Origin of the sequence: Cupriavidus sp. 2KB_3, from assembly GCF_052115685.1 — a bacterium.
GTDB classification, from domain to species: Bacteria; Pseudomonadota; Gammaproteobacteria; order Burkholderiales; family Burkholderiaceae; genus Cupriavidus; species Cupriavidus campinensis.
In genome coordinates this window covers 1-21,638 of the sequence record NZ_JBFRHD010000001.1, presented here as the reverse complement: position 1 = coordinate 21,638, position 21,638 = coordinate 1, and the positions used below count along the sequence as shown (strand labels likewise).

Genomic DNA, 21,638 nt, shown 5'->3' with positions numbered 1-21,638 from the left:
GTGAACCTCAGTTCATGGCAGCGGACACCGGCGCCAGTGCCGGCGCGGGCTGGTGAAGCCGGTCAGCCACGGCGATGGCGGCCTCCGGCGTTCCCTGTGCGAGGTGAACCACCACTTCCCGCGCAGACTCCGCCAGCTCCCGCCGACTCGCCGACTGCGCCATCAGCTGCGGCCCAAGCGTCAGCCGCGCCTTGATCGGCGGCGACCGCAATATCATGTCCAGCGAGTCCAGCAACGACAAATCGCCGATATACGCCGGCGCCGCCGTCGGCTCGCCGGTGGCTGCGTCCAGATACCGCAGCCCCACAGGCTGCACCGGCAGCCCGCCCGAAACCGGCGCCTGCATCAGATTGGCATGGAACGGCAGCACTTCCGTCCCATCCGTCGTCGTCCCCTCCGGGAACACGCACACCAAGTCACCGTCGCGCATCACCTCGGTAATGTGATGGAGCACCCGGTGTGCGTCGCGTTTGCGTCCACGCTCGATGAAGATCGTGCCAGTCTTCTCGCATAGCCAGCCAACGACCGGCCAGCTCCGGATCTCCGACTTCGCCACGAAGCGCGCCGGATGCCAACTATGAATCACATAGATATCGAGCCAGGAAATGTGATTCGCCACCATCATCGCGCCACGCGGCGCGGCCTGGCCCGGCGCCAGGCCCTGCACTTCCACCTCCACGCCGCACAGCTTCAGCAGCTTGCGCGACCAGTTGCGGATCAGCCGTTCGCGCATCGCCACGCTGGCCCACGGGAACACCGTGGCGCAGATCAGCATGCCGCGCAGCATCAGCAGGATCAGCCGCGTCTTGCGTAACCAGATCATCGCAGAGGCTCTCAGATGATATTGATCGACGAAGATCCGCGCAGATCAGCGCGCTTCGTGCACGATCTGGCCGCCAACCAGCGTCATGCGCACGCGCCCTTCCATCTCGTAGCCGAGCCACGGCGAGTTCTTGCCCTGGCTCTTCAGCGCGTTACGCTCCACCTTCCACACCTGCTTCGGGTCGAACACGCAGACATCGGCCGCGCTGCCGGTGGCCAGCGTGCCGGCACCCAGGCCAATCACGCGGGCCGGCTCGCTCGTGATGCGCGCCAGCGCCTTCACCAGCGGCACCTTGTGCTCATTGGCCCAGCGCAGCGTCAGCGGCAGCAGCAGTTCCAGGCCCGTGGCGCCGGGCGAGGCCTCGTCGAATGGCAGCAGCTTTTCGTCGTCGTCCACCGGGGTGTGATCCGAGCACAGCGCGTCGATGGTGCCATCGGCCAGCGCGGCGATGATGGCATCCCGGTCCCGCGCACTGCGCAGCGGCGGCGAGAAGCGCATCTGGCTATTGAAGAAGCCGATGTCCATGTCGGTCAGCGCCACATGATGCATGTTGACGTCGCACGACACCCTCAGCCCTTCCTTGCGCGCCTGCCGCACCAGCTCCAGGCCGGCAGCCGACGACAGCCGGCACAGGTGCACGCGCGCGCCCGTGGTGCGCATCAGTTCGAAGATCGTATGCAGCCGCACGGTCTCGGCGATCACCGACACGCCCGAGAGGCCCAGCCGCGACGCCACCGCGCCACTTGCCGCCACCCCGCCGCCGAGGAACGGGTCCTCGGGGCGCAGCCACACCGTGTAGCCGAAGGTCTGCGCGTACTGCATCGCGCGCAGCAGCACCTGGGTGTTGCGGATCGGCATCTCGGCCTGGCTGAAGCCGACGCAGCCGGCCTCGGTCAGCTGGCCCATCTCGGTCAGGATCTCGCCCTTCAGGCCCAGCGTCAGCGCGCCCAGCGGGTAGACGTGGGTCTGGTTCAGCGTGCGGGCGCGGAACTTCAGCATTTCCACCAGGCCGGGCTCGTCCAGCACCGGGTCGGTGTCGGGCGGGCAGACCAGGCTGGTCACGCCGCCGGCGGTGGCGGCGGCCACTTCGGACTCCAGCGTCGCCTTGTATTCATAACCGGGCTCGCGCAGCCGCGCGGAGAGGTCCACCAGCCCCGGGCAGACGATCAGCCCGCGGGCATCGATGGTCTTGTTGGCGTTGAAGTCGGCCGGCGCGCGGCCTACGCCGACGACCTTGCCGGCGGCGATATACAGGTCCTGCTCGGCGTCGAGGTTCGCGGCCGGGTCGATCAGGCGGCCACCCTGGATGTGAATCTTCATGTTCTGTCGCTTGGCGTTCGGTTGTTCGGGGGAGCCTGACTCAATCATTGTTGCCGGCCACGATGCCCATGACGGCCATGCGCACGGCGATGCCGAAGGTCACCTGGTTCAGGATCACCGATTGCGAGCCATCGGCCACGGCGGAGTCAATCTCCACGCCTCGGTTCATCGGCCCCGGGTGCATGACGATGGCATCGGGCTTGGCCAGCGCCAGCCGCTCCGGCGTCAGCCCGTACGCCTTGAAGTATTCCTGCGCGGACGGCAGCAGCGCGCCGCTCATCCGCTCGTTCTGCAGGCGCAGCATGATCACCACGTCCACGCCCTTCAGGCCCTCTTCCATATTGTGGAAGACGCGCACGCCCATCTGCTCCAGCCCGGACGGCAGCAGCGTGCGCGGCCCGATCGCGCGCACTTCCGGCACCCCGAGCGTGGTCAGCGCGTGGATGTCCGAGCGCGCCACCCGCGAGTGCAGGATGTCGCCGATGATCGCCACCGTCAGGTTGGTGAAATCCTTCTTGAAGTGACGAATCGTGTACATGTCCAGCAAACCCTGCGTCGGGTGTGCGTGGCGGCCGTCGCCGGCGTTGATCACGTGGACGTGCGGCGCCACATGCTCGGCGATCAGGTACGGCGCGCCCGAGCTGGCGTGGCGCACGACGAACATGTCGGCGGACATCGCAGAGAGGTTGTTGATCGTGTCCAGCAGCGATTCGCCCTTGCTGGTGGATGACGCGTTGATGTTCAGGTTCAGCACGTCGGCGGAAAGCCGCTTAGCGGCAATCTCGAACGTGGTGCGCGTACGCGTGGAGTTCTCGAAGAACAGGTTGAACACGCTCTTGCCGCGCAGCAGCGGCACCTTCTTCACATCGCGGTCCGAGTCGGAAAGCGAGACGAACTGGCTGGCGGTGTCGAGGATGTGCGTGATCATGTCACGCGACAGCCCCTCGATCGACAACAGGTGCTTCAGCTCGCCATTCTTGGTCAGCTGCGGGTTGCGGAACATCTTGGTCATGGCAGGTCGGGCGCGGGCAGGGTCGGTCTGGGTGGCTTGCGGAGTATCGGGTCGGGGCCGGTCAGGCACGGGCTTCGGTGGCGAAGGCGAAGCGCGTGGCGGCGCCCTCGCCCTGGCGGGACAGCACCAGGGTCTTGTCTTGGGGCAGTTCGATGGTGGCCGCGGCAAAGTCGGCGGCAATCGGCAGGTTGCGGCCGCCACGGTCGGCCAGCACCGCCAGCGCCACACGCCCCGGGCGGCCGTAGTCGAACAATTCGTTCACGGCGGCGCGAATGGTACGGCCGGTGGCCAGCACGTCGTCAATCAGCAGGATGTTGCGGTCCTGCACGTCGAAGGGCAGCGTGGTCGGCTGGGCCTGGCTGTGCAGGCCCTTCTTGGCGTAGTCGTCGCGGTGGAAGGCCACGTTGATCACGCCGTGGCTGCCGAGCTTCAGGTCCGCCGCCAGGCGCTCGGCAATCCACGCGCCGCCGGAGTAGATGCCGGCCACGGACCACTTGGCGCGCTCGGCCGCCGGCATCAGCGCCTGGGCCTGGTCGCGCAGCGCTTGGTAGAGCGCCTCGGCGTCGGGAGTGGAGGTCTGGGTCATAGCGGAAGCTCGTCGAAATACTGTTGCAGGATGATGCGGGCGGCCTCGGCGTCCAGCGCGCCGCGCTTCGCCCCGGCCATGGCGGCCGCGCGGGAGCTGTAGCGCTCGTCCACGAAAGCCACCGGCAGGTCGAAGCGCCCGTTCAACTGGTTGCCAAAGCGGCGTGCAAGCCGCATGGAGGCCTGTTCGGCGTCGTCGGGGCCGGCTTCGGGGTTGACCGGCATGCCCACCACGAACTGCACTGGCGTCCAGTCGCGCACCAGCGCGCTCACGGCCTCGAAGCGGCCTTCCACGGTCACATTGGGAAGAATGGTCAGCGCGCGAGCCTGCCGGGTGATGAAATTGCCAAGCGCCACGCCGATTTTTTTCTCGCCATAGTCGAAGGCGAGGACGGTGCCGTCCGGGGGCGACGCGCGCCCAACCTGGTCAGGCATGCCCCGCCTCGCCCGAGAGCATCGTGAAATCTATGCCCAGCAGGCGCACTGCGGCGGCGAACCGCTCTTCGGGCGGCACACTGAAAATGATCTCGGGATCGGCCTGGACGGTCAGCCAGCCATTGCGGCTCAGTTCTTCCTCGAGTTGCCCGGCGCCCCAGCCGGCATAACCCAGCGTGAGCAGGAAGCGGTGCGGCCCGCTGCCGTTGGCCACGGCTTCGAGCACATCCTTGGAGGTGGTCATCTCAAGCCCGCCCGGCACCGCCAGCGACGACACATAGACACCCACCGGATCGTGCAGCACGAAGCCACGCTCGGTCTGCACCGGGCCGCCGAAGTAGACCGGCTGATGGGCCACGGGCTGGATTTCGAGCTTGAGATCGATCTTGTCGAACAGCGTGGCCATGTCGATGTCGATCGGCCGGTTGATGACCAGGCCGAGCGCGCCGCGTTCGTTGTGCTCGCAAAGGTAGACCACGGAACCCGAAAAAGTCGGGTCGGCCATGCCGGGCATGGCAATCAGGAACTGATTCGTGAGATTGATTGGAGCTTCGGGCGTCGCCATGGCTGCATTTTATCAAATCGCTGCCGGTCGGCCCGAATCTTTCTGCCGGCCTGCGCAGCATCCGTCACCGGAGGTTCGTCGAGATGGCCCGTCAGTCGGCCGGCTTCAGCGCGGCAAGGTCTTCCGCCGTGAGCCAGCGCCACTCGCCCGGCGCCAGCGCCGGGTCGAGCTGCAGGCGGCCGATGGCACTCCGGTGCAGCCCGCTCACGTGGTTGCCGGCGGCGGCCACCATGCGTTTCACCTGATGGTACTTGCCCTGGATCAGGGTCAGCCGCAGGCTGCGTTCGCCGGTGATCTCGCACCCTTCAGCGGCGATCGGGGCCGGTTCGTCGTCGAGTTTCACGCCTGTGCGCAGCGCCTCGGCCTGCGCCTCGGTCACCGGCTCGGCCGTGGTCACCTCGTAGATCTTCGGCACCTTGCGCTTGGGCGAGGTCTGGGCGTGGATGAACTGGCCGTCGTCCGTCAGCAACAGCAGGCCCGTGGTGTCGTGATCGAGCCGGCCTACGGCCTGCACTTCGCGTTGGCGCAGCGGCACCGGCAGCAGGTTGTAGACGCTCTCGTGGTGGCGCGGCCGCTGCGAGCACTCATAGCCGGGGGGCTTGTGGAGCATCAGGTAGGCCTTGGTGCAGGCCAGCCACGACTCGCCGTCCACGGTCAGCTGCAGGCCATCCACCTCGAAGCGTGCGCCGGGGTCTTCGCATAGCTCGCCGTTGACCTCGACCAGCCCGGCGGCCACGAGGTCGCCACAATAACGGCGCGTGCCGAAGCCTTGGGATTGCAGAATTCGATCGAGTGTCATGGCCATGGGAATGCTCTGAAATGCGGATGTGATGCCGGGGTATCCATATGTTAGGGTACGACGATGCCAAGATCGTCCCAGCCCCAATCAGCAGATGCCGCCGGCCGCGCGCCGTATCGTATCGACCAACGCTTCGAACGCGGCCTGGTCTGGTTCCGGCGCGACCTGCGCGCCGACGACCACGCGGCGCTGCATTATGCCCTTAAGCACTGCCGGCAGGTATGGTGCGTGTTTGTCTTCGACCGCGAGATCCTCGATTCCCTGCTGGAACGGGGCCTCCAGGCGGACCGGCGCGTCGACTTCATCCTGCGCTCGCTGGCCCCGCTGCACGCGGCGTTGAGCCAATGGGGCGGCGGTCTGATCGTGCTCGATGCCATGGCGCGCGAGGCGATCCCGCAACTCGCGGCCGCCCTGGAAGCCGAGGCGGTGTTCGCCAACCACGACTACGAACCGTCCGCCAACGCCCGCGATGCCGCCGTGCGCGACGCGCTGGCCGCCGACGCCCGCCTCCTGTTCACCTTCAAGGACCAGGTCATCTTCGAGGCCGACGAGGTCCTGAACGGCCAGGGCGCGCCATTCGCCGTGTTCACGCCCTACAAGAACGCGTGGCTGCGCACGGTGCAGCCGTTCGACCTGCGCCCCTATCCTGTGGATAAGTACCGTCGCGCGCTGGCGCCGGTACCGGGCGAGTATCGTCGGGACCTGCCCACGCTGGCCGACCTGGGCTTCGCGCCCAGCAACCTCGCCGAGATCGCCATGCCGACCGGCTCGGACGGCGCCCATGCGCTGTTCGACGAATTCCTGGACCGGATCGGCGACTACGGCCAACGCCGCGACTTCCCGGCACTGCGCGGGCCGAGCTACCTGTCCGTGCACCTGCGCTTCGGTACGATCTCGATCCGCACCCTCGCCCGCGCCGCCCACGAAACCGTGCTGCGCGGCGGCGCCGCCAGCGCCGGGGCGGCGGTATGGCTCTCGGAACTGATCTGGCGCGACTTCTATTTCATGATCCTGCATCACCACCCGCGCGTGGCCGAAGGCAAGTCGTTCCACCCCGAGTACGACGGCCTGCGCTGGGTCGCCCCACAGACCGGCGAGCGCTGCTTCCAGGCATGGTGCGACGCCGCCACCGGCTATCCGCTGGTGGACGCGGCGATGCGCCAGATCCGCCAGAGCGGCTATATGCACAACCGGCTGCGGATGGTGACGGCAAGCTTCCTGGTCAAGGATCTGGGTGTGGACTGGCGGCGCGGCGAGCAGTATTTCGCCGACCAGCTCAACGATTTCGACTTCGCGGCCAACAACGGCGGCTGGCAGTGGGCGGCCTCCACGGGCTGCGATGCACAGCCCTACTTCCGCATCTTCAACCCGGTCACGCAATCGGAAAAGTTCGATCCGGACGGGAAGTTCATCCGCAAGTACCTGCCGGAACTGGCCAGACTGCCGGACAAGTACCTCCACGCGCCGTGGACCGCGCCAGACGATGTGCTGGCGGCGGCGGGCGTGAAGCTGGGTGAGAATTATCCGAGGCCGATCGTGCACCACGACATCGCCCGGCAAGAGACGCTGGCGCGCTACGCGTTGGTCAAGACGCCGAAGGCGAAAGCGGCCGCCCGGGCAAAGCTGGCCGAAGAAGAGAACTGAGAGAGAACTGAGAGAGACCGGCGAGAGAACTGGGTGGGTTGGCGGCTCAGGCCGCCAACATCGCACTTTCCCGATAATGCCGTTGGGCATCCTCGGGGCGTTCGGTTTCCTCGAACAGCCGGGCCAGCGCCAGGTGGGTGCGCACGCGCAGGCGGCGTTGCGATTCGGGGTCGGCGTACTTCAGCGCGCGCTCGAAGTTCGACTGGGCCTTGCCCCAGAGCTGCTCGCCCAGGCACAGCACGCCCAGCGTGTAGTACAAATCCGCATCGACCGGATGTTCGGTCAGCCATTTCTCGGCCTGCTGGATCTGCGGCAGGGCCTTGCCGCGCTCGGCGCATTCGGCGTAGCGCTGCACGAGGCGGCTGTCCCAGTTGACCCGGAGCGCTTCCTCGACAATGCGTCGCGCCTCGTTCTGGCGGCCCAGCGCCGAAAAGTAACGCGCCGCCGGCTCGGCGATGCGCACCGCGTGCCGCTCATCGGGCGACAGCGAGCGCCAGAAGTGGTACAGCCCTTCCGCGTCATGGCGGCGCTCGTCGAGCATCGCCTCCACGGCAAGCTGCTTGAGCCGCAGTGCCAGCACTGGGTGCAGCGCGTTGCGCTTCTCCAGCGAGCGCGCCAGCCGCAGCACCTCCGTCCAGTTCTTCAGATGCTGGTGCGCACGCAGCGCAATCCGTTGCACGTGGATCTGCCGCCCACCCTGTGACTGCAATTGGGCGATGGTTTCCAGCGCGCCCTCGGCGTCGCGGGCGTCGACCAGCAATTCGGCCATGGAAACCAGCCGCGCCTGGGCGCGCTCGGGGTCCGTGACCTGCGCCATCCACGCGTCGCGGCGTTCCGATTCCTGCATCCGGTGCGCGGCCCGCGCGCCCACCAGGGCGGCGGTCTGCGCCTGTTCCGGCCAGGCCTGGGCGTCGCGCGCGGCGCGCTCGGCCCGGGCGAAACGTCCGGCAAACAGGTTTTCGATCGACTCGCGCAGCGCGGCCTGCGCCTTGCTCATGCGGCTGCGTTCGCGGTAGGCGGCGGCGCGGCGCGGCATTTCGGAGAGGTGGCGGAACGTGGTCAGGATCGTCCACACCACGAAGAACAGCAGCAACAGCAGCGCCAGCGTGAGATTCAACGACATTTCCACCCGGTACGGCGGGTAGAAGAGCACCACGTTGCTGTGGTTGAACTGCGTGAACAGCGCCAGCCCGACGGCGCCGGCGAACAGGACCGCTACCCAGAACAGAAGTCGCATGGCTACTCCTTCTTCAGGGCACGCAGCGCGCCAAGGCTCTCGGCCATGGTCGGCAGCGACACCGACACGGCGCTGGCCTGCGCCTGCTTGAGCAGGGTCAGCACGCCCTGCACGCGGCGCGAGCGGGTATCGAAATATCTTGAAATCAGCGCCTGGGCGGCGGCGAGGTCATTGCGGAACACCGGCTCGTTGCGCGACAGCAGCGCCAGCCGCGCGTTGAGCAGCCGCAGCTTCACGTTCTCGCGCAGGAACCAGCCCTGGTCACCGGAGAGCAGCAGCGCGTTGGCGTCGTCCACCTTGCGGATGCGGATCACCTGCCCCATCTCGGCCAGCACGTAGTGCCAGAGGCGGGTGAAGGCATTGCCGGCCTCGGGCGCCGGCTGGGCATTTTGTGATGCTTGCGCTGCACTGGCCGGCTTGCCACTCTCGCCCGGCGTACGATCGAGCATGCGCTCGCCGGACAGCAGGGGCAGCACGTCGATCTGGTTAATCGATTCATCAAGCTTGATCGCGGCGCCGGTCAGGTCGGTATCCGGCACAGCCTTCATCCGGGCGATGTCGCGCGCGAGGGCCCGGCGCAGCTGGTTGTACTGCGGCTTGTCGGCCCGCGCGAGCCGGGCGTCGGCACTTTGCAGCGCAGCCAGCGCCACCTGCACGTTGCCGCTGAGCTGAAGCTGCTGGCCGGCGTTGGTCAGCAACTGCTGGATCTCGGCGATCTCCCAGTCGTCACGGTTGCGCATCAGGTCCTGGTAGACCTGTTCGAGCGCCACCTGCTTGTCGCGGGTCTCGACCACCTGGCCGTCCAGCGCGCCGACCTTGGCCTGGAGTTCCTTGACCGTTTCCTGCGCGTTGCGCGACAGCACCCGGGTCTCCTGCACCAGCGCGTCGTTGTTCTGCTGGCGCCGCGCCAGTTCCTGGGTCAGGTGTTCCACGCGCAGTTGCAGCCACCAGAAGCCCGCCGCAGTGGCCAACACGATCACGGCGGCGACGATCCACCACGGGTTCATGCGGCGCGGTGCGCTGAAGGGAGCAGGGGCAGCAGGGGCAGCGGAAGCATGGGCGGCAGCGCCCGCGGGCGGCGCGACATGTGGCGGCGGGGCCGATGCCGCGGCGGCTGCGGAGGCTGAAGAGGAGGAGGACGTAGTGTCTGGCGTCACGCGATCAACCTTCGTGGACGGGGAATCTGGAACCGGCGCGCGCGGGGCTGGCGTCGGGGCGACGGCCACCACCGGGGTGTCGGATGTCTCTGGGCGGGCCAGCGCCTCCGCCGGCCCCGCGTGGGCATCGGCCCACTGCGTGCAGGCGGCCAGCAGGCCGGCGTCGCCGGGCGCGGCGGGTAGCACATGGGCGAAGCCCAGCGCGTTCGCCTGCGCGGCAATTCTCGCATGCGGCGCAATGCACTGCATCTGCTTCAGACGCTCGTGTTCCTGCGGCGACAGATGCAACCGGGACAGCGCATCGAGGTTGCGCACAGCTTCGGAACTGGTCAACAGCCACGCGCAGGGTGGCGCGCCCAGTTTCACGTTGTCGCGCACGGCCTGCCATTGCATGGCCGTGGGTTCCGGCAGCGTGCGGCTGTAAGCCTCCACGGCATCGACGGTGGCGCCGGCATCGCGCAGGCGGTCGCCGAGCCAGTCGCGCCCGCCGTTCCCCCGCACGATCAGCACGCGCTGGCCCGAGAACGCGCCGGGTGTGGTGTCGAGTTCGGACCAGAGCGCCTCGGAATCGAAGCGCGCCGGTTCGTTGTGGATTTCGGCGTTGCCATGCGCCCCGGCCGGGGCGACCACGCGATAGGCGGGCGCCGCAATACCGCGTTCGGCCAGCGCGGCCACGCTCGACGGCCCCACCACGGCCACCGGCACCTCGGCCGGCCATTGCGGCAACGCCGGCGCGTTCTGCACATGCGCCAGCGCATCGAGCGCGAACGACACCGCATTGGGGCTGACGAAGACTACCAGCGCATAGTCGGCGAGCCGGGCCAGCGCCGTACGCAGCGCGGCGTCGTCGGCAGGCGGGCCGATGGCGAGCAGGGGGAAGCCGAGCACGTCCAGTCCGGCGGACTGGAGCGCCTCGGTCAGTTGCCGGGACTGCCCGGCAGGTCGCGTAACTACGACGGTCGGGCGGGGCATCGCGCGCGCCTCAGGTCGGACCCGCCGCAGCAAGCGCCGCCAGCACGTTGTCGGCGCCGCGCGCGAGCAGGTCGCCGGCCACCGCCGCGCCGAGTTGCTCGGCTGCGTCCAGGGTGTCCACCGCGAGGGCTGCGTGGGCACGCACGTCGCGGCTGCCGTCCGGCAGGGCCACGAAGGCGTCGAGTTGCAGGGCATCGCCACGCCAGCGGGCATGGGCGCCCAGCGGCACCTGGCAGCTGCCGCCCAGCCGGCGCGAGACGGCGCGCTCGGCCGACACCGCCAGCAGCGTCGGGGTATGGTTCAGCGGCGCCAGCCACGCGGCCAGTTCAGGGCGATCGGAGCGGATCTCGATGCCCAGCGCGCCCTGTCCGGCCGCCGGCAGCGATGTCTCCGGCTCGATCAGCGCGCGGATACGCTCGCCCAGGCCCAGCCGCTTCAGCCCGGCCGCAGCCAGGATGATCGCGCCGAATTCACCGGCGTCCAGCTTGCGCAGGCGGGTGTCGAGGTTGCCGCGCAGCGGCTTGATGACCAGATGGGGATAGCGGGTGCGCAGGGCGGCTTCGCGGCGCAGGCTCGACGTGCCGACCACAGTGCCGGGCGGCATCACGTCCAGCGAGGCGAACTGCGACGAGACCAGCGCGTCGCGCGGATCTTCGCGTTCCATCACGGCGGTGAGCGCGAAGCCGGCGGGCAGCTCCATCGGCACATCCTTGAGAGAATGCACGGCAAGGTCGGCGCGGCCCTCGGCCATCGCCACCTCCAGTTCCTTCACGAAGAGCCCCTTGCCGCCTACCTTGGACAGGGACTTGTCGAGAATTTGATCACCCCTTGTCGTCATGCCGAGAATGGACACATCGCACGAGGGATAGTATTGTTGCAACGCAGCACGTACATGTTCAGCCTGCCACATCGCCAGCCGGCTTTCGCGCGAGGCGATCACGAGCTTGTGCGGCATGCTGCGGGATACGACAGCGGACGAAGAAGACGGAGACGCAGGTGCTTGCATGCGCGCATGTTAGCACGCACCCCGGCGGCCTCAGGCCCCGGAATGCGCCAGAAATCGCTTCGCTGTGCATCGGACATGACCAGGGCGCCTCCAAGGCGACCGGCACCCTATAAAAGACAGAGGAGATGACTGCATGACCCAGCCCGTCGCGCGCCCATCGGGCCGCACCCGTACCACCCCTGCCCGCAAGTCCACCAAGTCAAACCCCGTTCCGCGTGAAGCGAAAGCCACTTCCGCCGCCCCAGCGAAGCCGCGCGCCGCCCGTGCCAAGCTGGCCGTGGTGGCCGCCAATGGCGCGACGGTCGCCGATGCGGCCATCGCCGCCGCGGCCTCGCCCGCGCGCCGTACCGCCGACAAGGACCTGCCGCTGCGCGAGGACATCCGCTTCCTGGGCCGCCTGCTGGGCGACTGCGTGCGCGAGCAGGAGGGCGAGGCCGCGTTCGATCTGGTTGAGACGATTCGCCAGACCGCCGTGCGCTTCCGCCGCGAGAACGACCGCGCCGCCGGCGCCGAACTGGACCGCCTGCTCAAGCGGCTGTCGCGCGACCAGACCAACCAGGTGGTACGCGCGTTCAGCTATTTCTCGCACCTGGCCAATATCGCCGAGGACCAGCACCACAACCGCCGCCGCCGCGTGCACGCGCTGGCCGGCTCGCCGCCGCAGCCGGGCAGCCTGGCCCGCGCGCTGGAGGCCATCGACGCCGCCGGCGTCACCGGCAAGCAACTGCGCAAGTTCCTCGACGAAGCGCTGATCGTGCCCGTGCTGACGGCCCACCCGACCGAGGTGCAGCGCAAGAGTATTCTCGACGCCGAACGCGAAATCGCCCGCCTGCTGGCCGAGCGCGACCTGCCGATGACCGCCCGCGAGCGCGACCACAACACGGCGCAACTGCGCGCCCGCGTGACCACGCTCTGGCAGACCCGCATGCTGCGCAACAACCGCCTGATGGTGGTGGACGAGATCGAGAACGCCCTCTCCTATTACCGCACCACCTTCCTGCACGGCATTCCGCGCCTGATGGCCGAGATGGAGGAAGACATCGCCGCCGTGTTCCCGACCAGCAAGAAGGGCAAGGCCGGCACCGCGCCGGCACCGCTCGCCCCGTTCCTGCAGATGGGCTCGTGGATTGGCGGCGACCGTGACGGCAATCCGAATGTGACGGCAGAGACGCTTCAACACGCCGCGCGCGAGCAATCGCAGCTGATCATGGGGTGGTATCTCGACGAACTGCACGCGCTGGGCGCGGAGTTGTCGATGTCGTCGCTGATGGTGGATGTCAGCCCCGAGCTGATCGCGCTGGCCGATGCCTCGCCGGACCATTCCGACCACCGTTCCGACGAGCCGTACCGCCGCGCACTGATCGGCATGTACGCACGGCTGGCCGCCACCTCGCAGAAGCTCACCGGCCACGAGGCCCAGCGCCACCCGGTGGCGGACGTGGCGCCGTACGACAACGCCGAGGCATTCGCCGCCGATGTGCAGGTCGTGATGGATTCCCTGCGCACCCACCACGGCGTGGCGCTGGCCCAGGCGCGCATCGACGCACTCCAGCGCGCCATCGCCATCTTCGGCTTCCACCTGGCCTCGGTGGACATGCGCCAGGTGTCCGACGTCCACGAGGCCGTGATCGCCGAGCTGTTCGCCGCCGCCGGCGTGGAGCGCGACTATGCCGCGCTGCCCGAGGCCCGCAAGCTCGAACTGCTGCTGGCCGAGCTGCGCCAGCCGCGCCTGCTGACCATGCCGTGGCACGAGTATTCCGAGCAGACGCGCAGCGAGCTGGCGATCTTCGCCATGGCGCGCGACCTGCGCGCCCGCTACGGCAAGCGCGTGGCCCGCAACTACATCATTTCGCATACCGAAACGCTGTCTGACCTGATCGAGGTCATGCTGCTCCAGAAGGAGTCCGGCATGCTGCGCGGCACGCTCGGCAGCAAGACCGATCCGGCGCGCATGGAGTTGATGGTCATCCCGCTGTTCGAAACCATCGAGGACTTGCGCAACGCGGCCGGCATCATGCAGTCGCTGCTGGACCTGCCTGGCTTCGACTCGGTCATCGCCCACCATGGCGTGGAGCAGGAGGTGATGCTTGGCTATTCGGATTCGAACAAGGACGGCGGCTTCCTGACCTCGAACTGGGAGCTGTACAAGGCCGAACTGGCGCTGGTGAAGCTGTTCGAGGCCCGCCGCGTGAAGCTGCGGCTGTTCCATGGCCGCGGCGGCACCGTGGGGCGCGGGGGCGGGCCGACCTACCAGGCCATCCTGTCGCAGCCGCCCGGCACCGTGAACGGCCAGATCCGGCTGACCGAGCAGGGCGAGATCATCAACAGCAAGTTCGCCAATGCCGAAATCGGCCGGCGCAACCTGGAAACCGTGGTGGCGGCCACGCTGGAGGCCTCGCTGCTGCCCACGCAGAACGCGCCGAAGGACCTGGAGTCGTTCGAGGGCGTGATGCAGCAGCTGTCCGACCGCGCCTTCACCGCCTACCGCGACCTGGTCTACGAGACCCCGGGCTTCAAGGACTACTTCTTCGCCACCACGCCGATCACCGAGATCGCCGACCTGAACCTCGGTTCGCGGCCGGCCTCGCGCAAGCTGATGGACAAGAAGAACCGCAAGATCGAGGATCTCCGCGCGATTCCCTGGGGCTTCTCCTGGGGCCAGTGCCGGCTGCTGCTGCCGGGCTGGTTCGGTTTCGGCAGCGCGGTCAAGGCGCTGGTGGACGAGGCGCCGGACGAGAAATCGCGCAAGGCCACGGTGGCCACGCTGCGCCGCATGGTCAAGAGCTGGCCGTTCTTCTCGACGCTGCTCTCGAACATGGACATGGTGCTGGCCAAGACCGACCTCGCCGTGGCCTCCCGCTACGCGCAGCTGTGCGAGGACGCCGCCCTGCGCAAGAGCGTGTTCGCGCGCATCAGCGCCGAGTGGCACCTGACCAGCGACATGCTCGCGCTGATCACCGGCCGCCACGAACGGCTGGCCGACAACCCGCTGCTGGCGCGCTCGATCAAGAACCGCTTTGCCTACCTGGACCCGCTGAACCACTTGCAGGTGGAACTGCTCAAGCGCTACCGGGCCGGCAAGGACGGCGACGACGTGCGCGTGCGGCGCGGCATCCACCTGACCATCAACGGCGTGGCGGCCGGGCTGCGCAACAGCGGCTGACCGAATGTGACGTATCCGCCGGTTGCCTCCCCGTGCCTTCCGGGCAGGGGGAGGTACCGACTGCCGGTTTCGCCCGCATCAAGGCGATATAATCGCGGTTTCCGATTTTCCGCCTGCCCCACCTGCCATGACCTCCCAACTTGCCAAGAAAGGCGAAGCCTGGTCCGCCCGCTTCTCCGAACCGATGTCCGACCTGGTGAAGCGCTACACCGCATCGGTCTTCTTCGACAAGCGCCTGGCGCTGTTCGACATCGCGGGGTCGCTGGCCCATGCGGCCATGCTGGCCAAGCAAGGCATCATCGCCGAGGCTGACCGCGCCGAGATCGAGCGCGGCATGACGCAGATCCGTGGCGAGATCGAGTCCGGCGCGTTCGAGTGGAAGCTCGACCTCGAGGACGTCCACCTGAATATCGAAGCCCGCCTGACCGCGCTGGTCGGCGACGCCGGCAAGCGCCTGCACACGGGCCGCTCGCGCAATGACCAGGTGGCCACCGATATCCGCCTGTGGCTGCGCAGCGAGATCGACAACATCATCGGCCTGCTGGGCGCCCTGCGCGGCGCGCTGCTGGACCTGGCCGAACAGAACGCCGACACCATCCTGCCCGGCTTCACCCACCTCCAGGTGGCCCAGCCGGTCACCTTCGGCCACCATCTGCTGGCCTATGTGGAAATGTTCACGCGCGACACCGAGCGCATGGCCGATTGCCGAAAACGCGTCAACCGCCTGCCGCTGGGCGCCGCCGCGCTGGCCGGCACGAGCTACCCGATCGACCGCGAATTCGTGGCGTCCCAGCTCGGTTTCGACGGCGTTTGCCGCAATTCGCTCGATGCCGTGTCCGATCGCGACTTCGCCATCGAATTCTGCGCCGCCGCCGCGCTGGTGATGACGCACGTCTCGCGTTTTTCCGAAGAACTGGTGCTGTGGATGAGCCCGCGCGTCGGCTTCATCGACATTGCCGACCGCTTCTGCACGGGCAGCTCGATCATGCCGCAGAAGAAGAACCCGGACGTGCCCGAACTCGCCCGTGGCAAGACCGGCCGCGTGAATGGCCACCTGATCGGCCTGCTGACGCTGATGAAAGGCCAGCCGCTGGCGTACAACAAGGACAACCAGGAAGACAAGGAACCGCTGTTCGACACGGTGGACACCGTGGTGGACACCCTGCGCATCTTTGCCGACATGGTGCCGGGCATCACCGTGAAGCCGGAGGCCATGCGCGCCGCCGCGCTGCAGGGCTACGCCACGGCCACCGACCTGGCCGACTACCTGGTCAAGCGCGGCCTGCCGTTCCGCGACGCCCACGAGGCCGTGGCCCACGCCGTGCGCGCCTGCGACGACCGCCGCTGCGACCTGGCCGACCTCACCGTGGCCGAGCTGCGCGAGGTCTCGGGCCTGGGCGACAAGTCCAGCCTGATCGGCGACGACGTACACGCCGTGCTGACGCTGGAAGGCTCCGTGGCCGCCCGCGATCACATCGGCGGCACGGCGCCGGCCCAGGTGCGCGCTGCCATCAAGGCCGCCCGCGCTGCGCTGCAAGGCTGATCGGTCCGCCCCGGACCTGAAGAAGTTCGTAGCACCGGGGCGGCTGTCCTGCCGCCCCAACCCTCGCCCTCCCCCGCTTTCTCCCTCCCGCAGGCCCCGCGCACACCATTTTGGGGATTCGCGCAATGCGCCCTGCCTCAAATCGCGGCAAAAATGTGACGAACTGGGGATTCACCCTAGCGAAGCCGTGCATCGAAGGACGTAGACTAACGCGCCACCCCCGTATCCCCGTTAGTAGCCCCCTTAGTACCCATTAGGACGATCACATGTCTTTCCTCATGAAAATCTCGCGGCTTATCGATGCCGTGAACGATTTCATCGGGCAGTGGGCGAAATGGCTGATCCTGGTCGCAGTGCTGATCTGCGCCGGGAACGCCATCATTCGCTACAGCTTCAGTGTCAGTTCCAACGCCTGGCTCGAAATGCAGTGGTACCTGTTCGCGGGGGTCTTCCTGCTCGGGGCGCCCTACACCCTGCGTCGCGACGAGCACGTGCGCATCGACGTGGTGGCGGGCCACCTGTCCGAGCGCAAGCAGGTCTGGATCGACATCTTCGGCGTGCTGTTCTTCCTGCTGCCCATCTGCTGCATCATCCTCTGGCTGGCGATTCCGTACTTCTGGCTGTCGTATGCCGGGCACGAGATGTCTGGCAACGCCGGCGGCCTGATCCGCTGGCCGGCCAAGTTCCTGATCGTGGCAGGCTTCTTCCTGATGATCCTGCAAGGGATTTCCGAGCTGATCAAGCGCATCGCCTACCTGAAGGGCCTGCTGCCGTTCTCCGCGTTCCGCAAGCATGCGACCGATCCGGCGGAGGAAATCGCCGCCATCGCGCAGGCCGCATCGACCGGCCGGTCGGAAAAACAATAAGAGGTCGCCACGATGACGCATTTCCTTGCCGCGAACATGGCGCCGATCATGTTCGCCAGTCTGGTCGTATTCCTGCTGTCCGGGTTCCCGATTGCCTTCGCGCTGGCTGCCAACGGGCTGCTGTTCGCGTTCGTCGGCATCGAGCTGGGCATGCTGCCGCCCTCGCTGCTCCAGGCGCTGCCGAGCCGGCTGTTCGGGATCATCGAGAACGACACCCTGCTCGCCATCCCGTTCTTCACCTTCATGGGGCTGATTCTGGAGCGGTCAGGCATGGCCGAAGACCTGCTCGATACCATCGGCCAGCTGTTCGGGCCGATCCGGGGCGGGCTGGCCTACGCGGTGATCTTCGTTGGGGCGCTGCTGGCGGCCACCACGGGCGTGGTGGCGGCGTCGGTGATCTCGATGGGGCTGATCTCGCTGCCGCTGATGCTGAAGTACAAGTACGACAAGCGGCTGGCCTCGGGCGTGATCGCGGCGTCCGGCACGCTGGCGCAGATCATCCCGCCGTCGCTGGTGCTGATCGTGCTGGCCGACCAGCTCGGCCGCTCGGTGGGCGACATGTACAAGGGCGCGTTCGTGCCCGGCCTGGTACTGACCGGCCTGTACATGCTCTACGTGCTGCTGGTGACGCTGATCCGCCCGGCCGCCGCGCCGGCGCTGCCGATCGAGGCGCGCACCTTCCGTGAGGAAAGCGGCGCGACCGGCTCCCGCTCGGTCCTGGTGCTGACCGGGCTGTCCATCATCGTGGGTGTGGCCGTCGACAAGCTCTACAAGCCGGAGGCGCCGCTCGACGAGCGCCTCGTGCTCTCGGTGGGCGCGGCCATCCTGTTCGCCTTCGTGGTGGCGGTGATCAACAAGGCGCTGAAGCTGAAGCTGATGTCGCATATGGCGGAAAAGGTCACGTTTGTGCTGATTCCGCCCCTCGCGCTGATCTTCCTGGTGCTCGGCACGATCTTCCTCGGCATTGCCACCCCCACCGAGGGCGGCGGCATGGGCGCGCTCGGCGCGCTGGTGCTGGCGCTGATCAAGGGACGGCTGAACCTGAGCCTGACCAAGCAGGCGATGGAGTCCACGCTGAAGCTGTCGGCCTTCGTGATCTTCATCCTGATTGGTGCCCGGGTGTTCTCGCTGACGTTCTATGGCGTGGACGGCCACCTCTGGGTGGAACACCTGCTGACGGCGCTGCCGGGCGGCCAGACCGGCTTCCTAATCGCGGTGAACGTGCTGTTCTTCCTGCTGGCGTTCTTCCTGGACTTCTTCGAGCTGGCGTTCATCCTGGTGCCGCTGGTGGGCCCGGTGGCGGACAAGCTCGGCATCGACCTGATCTGGTTCGGCGTGCTGCTGGCAGTGAACATGCAGACCTCGTTCATGCACCCGCCGTTCGGCTTCTCGCTGTTCTACCTGCGCTCGGTGGCGCCGCGCGAGGTCAAGACCACGGACATCTACTGGGGCGCGGTGCCATTCGTCGTGATCCAGCTGGTCATGGTGGCGCTGATCATCGTGTTCCCGGGGCTGGTCAGCACCGGCAAGGTGGTCCAGCAGGACCGCAGCATCACGCGTGACCTGAGTATCGACCTGGAATCCCGCCAGCCTGCGGCGCCATCGGCACCGGCCTCCCCGGCCCCGGGGGCACCAGCGCCGGGTGCCTCGGGCAGTGGGCAGTTGGAGTTGCCAGCACCGTCGCAGGACAGCGAACCGGCCGCGCCGCAGTTCGAGTTCGAGAAGAAAAAGTAGCGGTGCGCAGCTGACGCGTGTGCCTCGCCTTCACGAGGTCGCGGCGCACTGACGAACCCCACACTTTCCGGAGTGTGGGGTTTTGTTTTTGGTGCGGAGCAAGTTGAGCAAAAGCAATAGTTGGCATGCGTGGATTCGGTAGTGTCGATGCTCTCCGTCGAACTGCCAACGAGGAAACATGCATGCTCCCTGTCGCCCGACTTGGCGATATGCACAACTGCCCCATGCATGGCACTTCAGCCATAAAGTCCGCATCCGCCGATACCAACGTCAATCATTTCGGCGCCGCGCGCGTTGGCGACACCTGCGCCTGCGGTGCAGTGCTGACCGCGGGCTTTCCGTCTATCACCGTCGGCAATATGCCGTTGGCCTATTCGGGCAGTCCGACCACTCACGGCGGGACCATCACCTCCGGCAGCTTCGATACGGCTGGAGGCTTCCTTTCGGGGGGTGCGGCAAGCTATGTCGTCGTCGACTTTGCCAAGATGGGCGCCGTGCACCCGGGTGGGTTGGTGAATCGATCGCTGATGGCCGCGCTATTGGCCGATCCGCATCTGGAGCAGCGTGCCGCAATGGCGGGGGCATTGTTGATGCGCCCCGGGAATATCGCCGCTTCATCGACGCCCGAATTGATCGCGGTCGCCGGGAGCCAGCACGACAAGGGATCGGGGAACAAGATGATGTTCATCGGTCAGGCCGTGCGGGAACTGGCGGAATTCAAGCGCCACAAGCCGGCATTGATGCGGACGCTAGTGTTATTCACGCCGGCGTATAGCTCCGCCATGCTCGCCGCGGCGGGGAAATCTTCCGAGGCCTATGGGGCGGCTCTAGTTCGAGTAACAAGCGCCGATGCGCTGATTCAATATCTGAACCATGGCAAGGACCGGAAGCAGTCACCAATCGAGCGCCTGTCCTTGTTCAGTCATGGCGTGCCGCAACGCATCGCGTTCGGTTACCAGCTCGGCAGGGACCTTCCAATGTCCCTCGACGTGCTGAGTTACACCCGAATTTCACCGTTGGCATTTTCCCCCTCGGCACGGATCGATAGCTATGCCTGTCGCACCGGCATGGGCAATCGCCCGGATTACCCGATCGAGGAAGGGGTCCAATTCTTTCCGCAAACGAATGAAAGCCTGGCGCAGTTGCTGGCTAACCATTTGCGGATAAAAGTGCGCGCGTATATTCGCAGGTCGGATTACAAGAATACCTGGGGGACGTTCGAAGAACGCCAGTTAGGAAAGCTTTGCGGGATCAGCGGTAACGCAGTGCCCGCGGAAGCGTGGTGCAAGACATGGGTCGGGCTGAATGAGGAGCGGGAAGAGTTCTACGACAGACACAAGTTCACCTATCAGCTCAGTGGCGCAACTTACCCGGTAGGCTCTGGCGAGACACCCTTTGGCGTACCAGGAGGTCAATTTGAGTTTCTTCCGAAGTAAGATCTTCTGGATTGCTGCAGCCGTTTTATTGATCGCAGGTTACAACGGACTGAAAGATATGATGAGCGTCTACAAGACGGATTTTGGGAATGGCGTAATAATCTATGCCGACGATTATGTAAACACTGGCCGCTGGGTTTTTGACTGCGAGTACTCTAGACTGGTCAGCCGCGAGCCCTTGCCAGTCCCATTCGACGAGTTGGAGCGCACCGAAGAATTCAACATCTGGGACGGATACTTAAAGAAAGCGGATGAACAACCCGCCAAGGAGGCCCTGGCGGCGATTACGAGCGTTCCCCGCTGGTACAAGGATCTGCGCTATCTCTATTCTGGACTTAACGATAACAGCGGCTTGAGCGCCCACAGATTCCATCTGATAGCCGAACATGCTGGCCGGTCATGGGGGGTGAGAGTCCGCCAATCTCTCAGCTATTACGGCAAGACTCAGGGCTTTACCTTGTCTATCGAACCCTACGACCCCGAAACCTACGTGGACTACGACAAGGCGTTTCAAGCCGCCATCAAAAGCTGCCCTGCGCCACAATGAATCCACATAAAGCGACGCTTTATGACATTGAATTTCTACCGAAGCAAGCTCTTATGGATTGCAGCAGCCGTTTTATTGATCGCAGGTTACTACGAATTGAAAGATATGATGAGCGTCTACAAGACGGATTTTGGGAATGGCGTAATAATCTATGCCGACGATTATGTGAAGACTGGCCGCTGGGTATTTGATTGCGAACACACCCGACTGATCAGCCGCGAGTCCTTGCCAGTCCCATTCTCCGATTTGGAGCGCACCGAGGAATTCGACATTTGGGACGGATACCTAAAGACGGCGGACCAACAACCCGCCAAGGAGGCGCTGGCGGCCATTACGAGCGTTCCCCACTGGTATGAGAATCTGCGCTATCTCTACTCTGGACTTGATGATTACAGCGACTTGAGTGCTCACATATTCGATCTGGTAGCCGAACATGCTGGCCGGTCATGGGGGGTGGGAGTCCGTCAATCTCTCAGCTATTACGGCAAGACTCAGGGCTTTACCTTGTCTATCGAACCCTACGACCCCGAAACCTACGTGGACTACGACAAGGCGTTTCAAGCCGCCATCAAGAGCTGCCCTGCGCCGCAATGAACCCACAAGAAGTGAAGTGATACGGACGCCAACAAAAAAACGCCTCGCAATCTGAACTGACCCCCAGAAGTTGGACGGTTGATGGCTAGGCCGGAAAGGGCTGAGTCCTGTATTGCACGGGACTCAGCCCTTTTAGTTTGAGCTTGATGCGGTCATGATTGTAGTAGTGAATGTATTGGCGCAGTCCATCCTGCAGTTGC

Annotated in this window: 19 protein-coding genes; 8 read left to right on the top strand and 11 right to left on the bottom strand. The window is 66.1% G+C overall.

The genetic code is table 11. The features are described from left to right. Nucleotides 1-7: 7 nt before the first annotated feature. From AB4120_RS00095 to AB4120_RS00065, 7 genes are all read right to left on the bottom strand, one after another. Nucleotides 8-823 carry a lysophospholipid acyltransferase family protein gene (locus AB4120_RS00095; protein WP_441641670.1) on the bottom strand — a complete coding sequence of 272 codons (816 nt, stop codon included), beginning with the start codon at nucleotides 821-823 and terminating at the stop codon, nucleotides 8-10. Nucleotides 824-868: 45 nt separating this feature from the next. After that, entirely contained in the window at nucleotides 869-2,143 is a 1,275-nt protein-coding gene (locus AB4120_RS00090) for a dihydroorotase (RefSeq protein WP_441641669.1), read from the bottom strand. A gap of 40 nt (nucleotides 2,144-2,183) precedes the next feature. Then, nucleotides 2,184-3,155 (bottom strand): aspartate carbamoyltransferase catalytic subunit, encoded by a 972-nt coding sequence (locus tag AB4120_RS00085; RefSeq protein WP_092290639.1) that lies wholly within the window; start codon nucleotides 3,153-3,155, stop codon nucleotides 2,184-2,186. Between the two features lie 61 nt (nucleotides 3,156-3,216). After that, nucleotides 3,217-3,741 (bottom strand): bifunctional pyr operon transcriptional regulator/uracil phosphoribosyltransferase PyrR, encoded by a 525-nt coding sequence (gene pyrR, locus AB4120_RS00080; protein WP_149135368.1) that lies wholly within the window; start codon nucleotides 3,739-3,741, stop codon nucleotides 3,217-3,219. Next, a complete protein-coding gene (ruvX, locus tag AB4120_RS00075) occupies nucleotides 3,738-4,175 on the bottom strand; it encodes a Holliday junction resolvase RuvX (protein WP_441641668.1) in 438 nt (145 codons plus the stop codon). The genes pyrR and ruvX overlap by 4 nt, the downstream gene beginning before the upstream one ends. Then, nucleotides 4,168-4,740 (bottom strand): YqgE/AlgH family protein, encoded by a 573-nt coding sequence (locus AB4120_RS00070; RefSeq protein WP_092290645.1) that lies wholly within the window; start codon nucleotides 4,738-4,740, stop codon nucleotides 4,168-4,170. Before AB4120_RS00070 ends, ruvX begins: the two co-directional genes overlap by 8 nt. A gap of 91 nt (nucleotides 4,741-4,831) precedes the next feature. Continuing rightward, entirely contained in the window at nucleotides 4,832-5,539 is a 708-nt protein-coding gene (locus AB4120_RS00065) for a pseudouridine synthase (protein WP_441641788.1), read from the bottom strand. 63 nt (nucleotides 5,540-5,602) lie between these two features. Between AB4120_RS00065 and AB4120_RS00060 the strand changes: the two genes are divergently transcribed. Then, on the top strand, nucleotides 5,603-7,183 hold the full coding sequence (locus AB4120_RS00060; RefSeq protein WP_441641667.1) for a cryptochrome/photolyase family protein: 1,581 nt from the start codon (nucleotides 5,603-5,605) through the stop codon (nucleotides 7,181-7,183). Between the two features lie 46 nt (nucleotides 7,184-7,229). Here AB4120_RS00060 and AB4120_RS00055 read toward each other — a convergent pair whose 3' ends face one another. From AB4120_RS00055 to hemC, 3 genes are read right to left on the bottom strand one after another with little or no spacing between them, the layout of a single operon-like run. Beyond that, nucleotides 7,230-8,420 (bottom strand): heme biosynthesis protein HemY, encoded by a 1,191-nt coding sequence (locus AB4120_RS00055; RefSeq protein WP_144197972.1) that lies wholly within the window; start codon nucleotides 8,418-8,420, stop codon nucleotides 7,230-7,232. 2 nt (nucleotides 8,421-8,422) lie between these two features. Further along, complete coding sequence (gene hemDX, locus AB4120_RS00050; RefSeq protein ID WP_441641666.1) at nucleotides 8,423-10,549, bottom strand: fused uroporphyrinogen-III synthase HemD/membrane protein HemX; 2,127 nt, start codon at nucleotides 10,547-10,549, stop codon at nucleotides 8,423-8,425. A gap of 10 nt (nucleotides 10,550-10,559) precedes the next feature. Beyond that, nucleotides 10,560-11,555, bottom strand: a complete 996-nt coding sequence (hemC, locus tag AB4120_RS00045; RefSeq protein ID WP_441641665.1) for a hydroxymethylbilane synthase — start codon at nucleotides 11,553-11,555, stop codon at nucleotides 10,560-10,562. Between the two features lie 133 nt (nucleotides 11,556-11,688). Here hemC and ppc point away from each other — a divergent pair, with 133 nt between their 5' ends. The 7 genes from ppc to AB4120_RS00010 all read left to right on the top strand — a co-directional run bounded on the left by ppc (nucleotide 11,689) and on the right by AB4120_RS00010 (nucleotide 21,438). Then, nucleotides 11,689-14,718, top strand: a complete 3,030-nt coding sequence (gene ppc / locus AB4120_RS00040; protein WP_441641664.1) for a phosphoenolpyruvate carboxylase — start codon at nucleotides 11,689-11,691, stop codon at nucleotides 14,716-14,718. Nucleotides 14,719-14,845: 127 nt separating this feature from the next. After that, nucleotides 14,846-16,261 carry an argininosuccinate lyase gene (gene argH / locus AB4120_RS00035; protein ID WP_441641663.1) on the top strand — a complete coding sequence of 472 codons (1,416 nt, stop codon included), beginning with the start codon at nucleotides 14,846-14,848 and terminating at the stop codon, nucleotides 16,259-16,261. A 266-nt stretch (nucleotides 16,262-16,527) separates the two neighbouring features. Beyond that, nucleotides 16,528-17,127 carry a TRAP transporter small permease subunit gene (locus AB4120_RS00030; protein ID WP_144197967.1) on the top strand — a complete coding sequence of 200 codons (600 nt, stop codon included), beginning with the start codon at nucleotides 16,528-16,530 and terminating at the stop codon, nucleotides 17,125-17,127. Nucleotides 17,128-17,139: 12 nt separating this feature from the next. Next, nucleotides 17,140-18,861 carry a TRAP transporter large permease gene (locus AB4120_RS00025; RefSeq protein ID WP_441641662.1) on the top strand — a complete coding sequence of 574 codons (1,722 nt, stop codon included), beginning with the start codon at nucleotides 17,140-17,142 and terminating at the stop codon, nucleotides 18,859-18,861. A 182-nt stretch (nucleotides 18,862-19,043) separates the two neighbouring features. Further along, nucleotides 19,044-20,297, top strand: a complete 1,254-nt coding sequence (locus tag AB4120_RS00020) for a PAAR domain-containing protein (RefSeq protein WP_441641661.1) — start codon at nucleotides 19,044-19,046, stop codon at nucleotides 20,295-20,297. Then, nucleotides 20,278-20,844 carry a hypothetical protein gene (locus AB4120_RS00015; RefSeq protein WP_441641660.1) on the top strand — a complete coding sequence of 189 codons (567 nt, stop codon included), beginning with the start codon at nucleotides 20,278-20,280 and terminating at the stop codon, nucleotides 20,842-20,844. The genes AB4120_RS00020 and AB4120_RS00015 overlap by 20 nt, the downstream gene beginning before the upstream one ends. A 21-nt stretch (nucleotides 20,845-20,865) precedes the next feature. Next, nucleotides 20,866-21,438, top strand: a complete 573-nt coding sequence (locus AB4120_RS00010; RefSeq protein ID WP_441641659.1) for a hypothetical protein — start codon at nucleotides 20,866-20,868, stop codon at nucleotides 21,436-21,438. 85 nt (nucleotides 21,439-21,523) lie between these two features. Here the strand turns inward: AB4120_RS00010 and AB4120_RS00005 are convergent. After that, a partial coding sequence (locus tag AB4120_RS00005; RefSeq protein WP_441592170.1) for an IS3 family transposase occupies nucleotides 21,524-21,638 on the bottom strand: 115 nt, incomplete at its 5' end.

What these genes read in the sequence shown, in the direction of transcription:
- AB4120_RS00095 (WP_441641670.1), bottom strand. Translation starts at nt 823, where the DNA reads ATGATCTGGTTACGCAAGACGCGGCTGATCCTGCTGATGCTGCGCGGC.
- AB4120_RS00090 (WP_441641669.1), bottom strand. Translation starts at nt 2,143, where the DNA reads ATGAAGATTCACATCCAGGGTGGCCGCCTGATCGACCCGGCCGCGAAC.
- AB4120_RS00085 (WP_092290639.1), bottom strand. Translation starts at nt 3,155, where the DNA reads ATGACCAAGATGTTCCGCAACCCGCAGCTGACCAAGAATGGCGAGCTG.
- pyrR (WP_149135368.1), bottom strand. Translation starts at nt 3,741, where the DNA reads ATGACCCAGACCTCCACTCCCGACGCCGAGGCGCTCTACCAAGCGCTG.
- ruvX (WP_441641668.1), bottom strand. Translation starts at nt 4,175, where the DNA reads ATGCCTGACCAGGTTGGGCGCGCGTCGCCCCCGGACGGCACCGTCCTC.
- AB4120_RS00070 (WP_092290645.1), bottom strand. Translation starts at nt 4,740, where the DNA reads ATGGCGACGCCCGAAGCTCCAATCAATCTCACGAATCAGTTCCTGATT.
- AB4120_RS00065 (WP_441641788.1), bottom strand. Translation starts at nt 5,539, where the DNA reads ATGACACTCGATCGAATTCTGCAATCCCAAGGCTTCGGCACGCGCCGT.
- AB4120_RS00060 (WP_441641667.1), top strand. Translation starts at nt 5,603, where the DNA reads ATGCCAAGATCGTCCCAGCCCCAATCAGCAGATGCCGCCGGCCGCGCG.
- AB4120_RS00055 (WP_144197972.1), bottom strand. Translation starts at nt 8,420, where the DNA reads ATGCGACTTCTGTTCTGGGTAGCGGTCCTGTTCGCCGGCGCCGTCGGG.
- hemDX (WP_441641666.1), bottom strand. Translation starts at nt 10,549, where the DNA reads ATGCCCCGCCCGACCGTCGTAGTTACGCGACCTGCCGGGCAGTCCCGG.
- hemC (WP_441641665.1), bottom strand. Translation starts at nt 11,555, where the DNA reads ATGCAAGCACCTGCGTCTCCGTCTTCTTCGTCCGCTGTCGTATCCCGC.
- ppc (WP_441641664.1), top strand. Translation starts at nt 11,689, where the DNA reads ATGACCCAGCCCGTCGCGCGCCCATCGGGCCGCACCCGTACCACCCCT.
- argH (WP_441641663.1), top strand. Translation starts at nt 14,846, where the DNA reads ATGACCTCCCAACTTGCCAAGAAAGGCGAAGCCTGGTCCGCCCGCTTC.
- AB4120_RS00030 (WP_144197967.1), top strand. Translation starts at nt 16,528, where the DNA reads ATGTCTTTCCTCATGAAAATCTCGCGGCTTATCGATGCCGTGAACGAT.
- AB4120_RS00025 (WP_441641662.1), top strand. Translation starts at nt 17,140, where the DNA reads ATGACGCATTTCCTTGCCGCGAACATGGCGCCGATCATGTTCGCCAGT.
- AB4120_RS00020 (WP_441641661.1), top strand. Translation starts at nt 19,044, where the DNA reads ATGCTCCCTGTCGCCCGACTTGGCGATATGCACAACTGCCCCATGCAT.
- AB4120_RS00010 (WP_441641659.1), top strand. Translation starts at nt 20,866, where the DNA reads ATGACATTGAATTTCTACCGAAGCAAGCTCTTATGGATTGCAGCAGCC.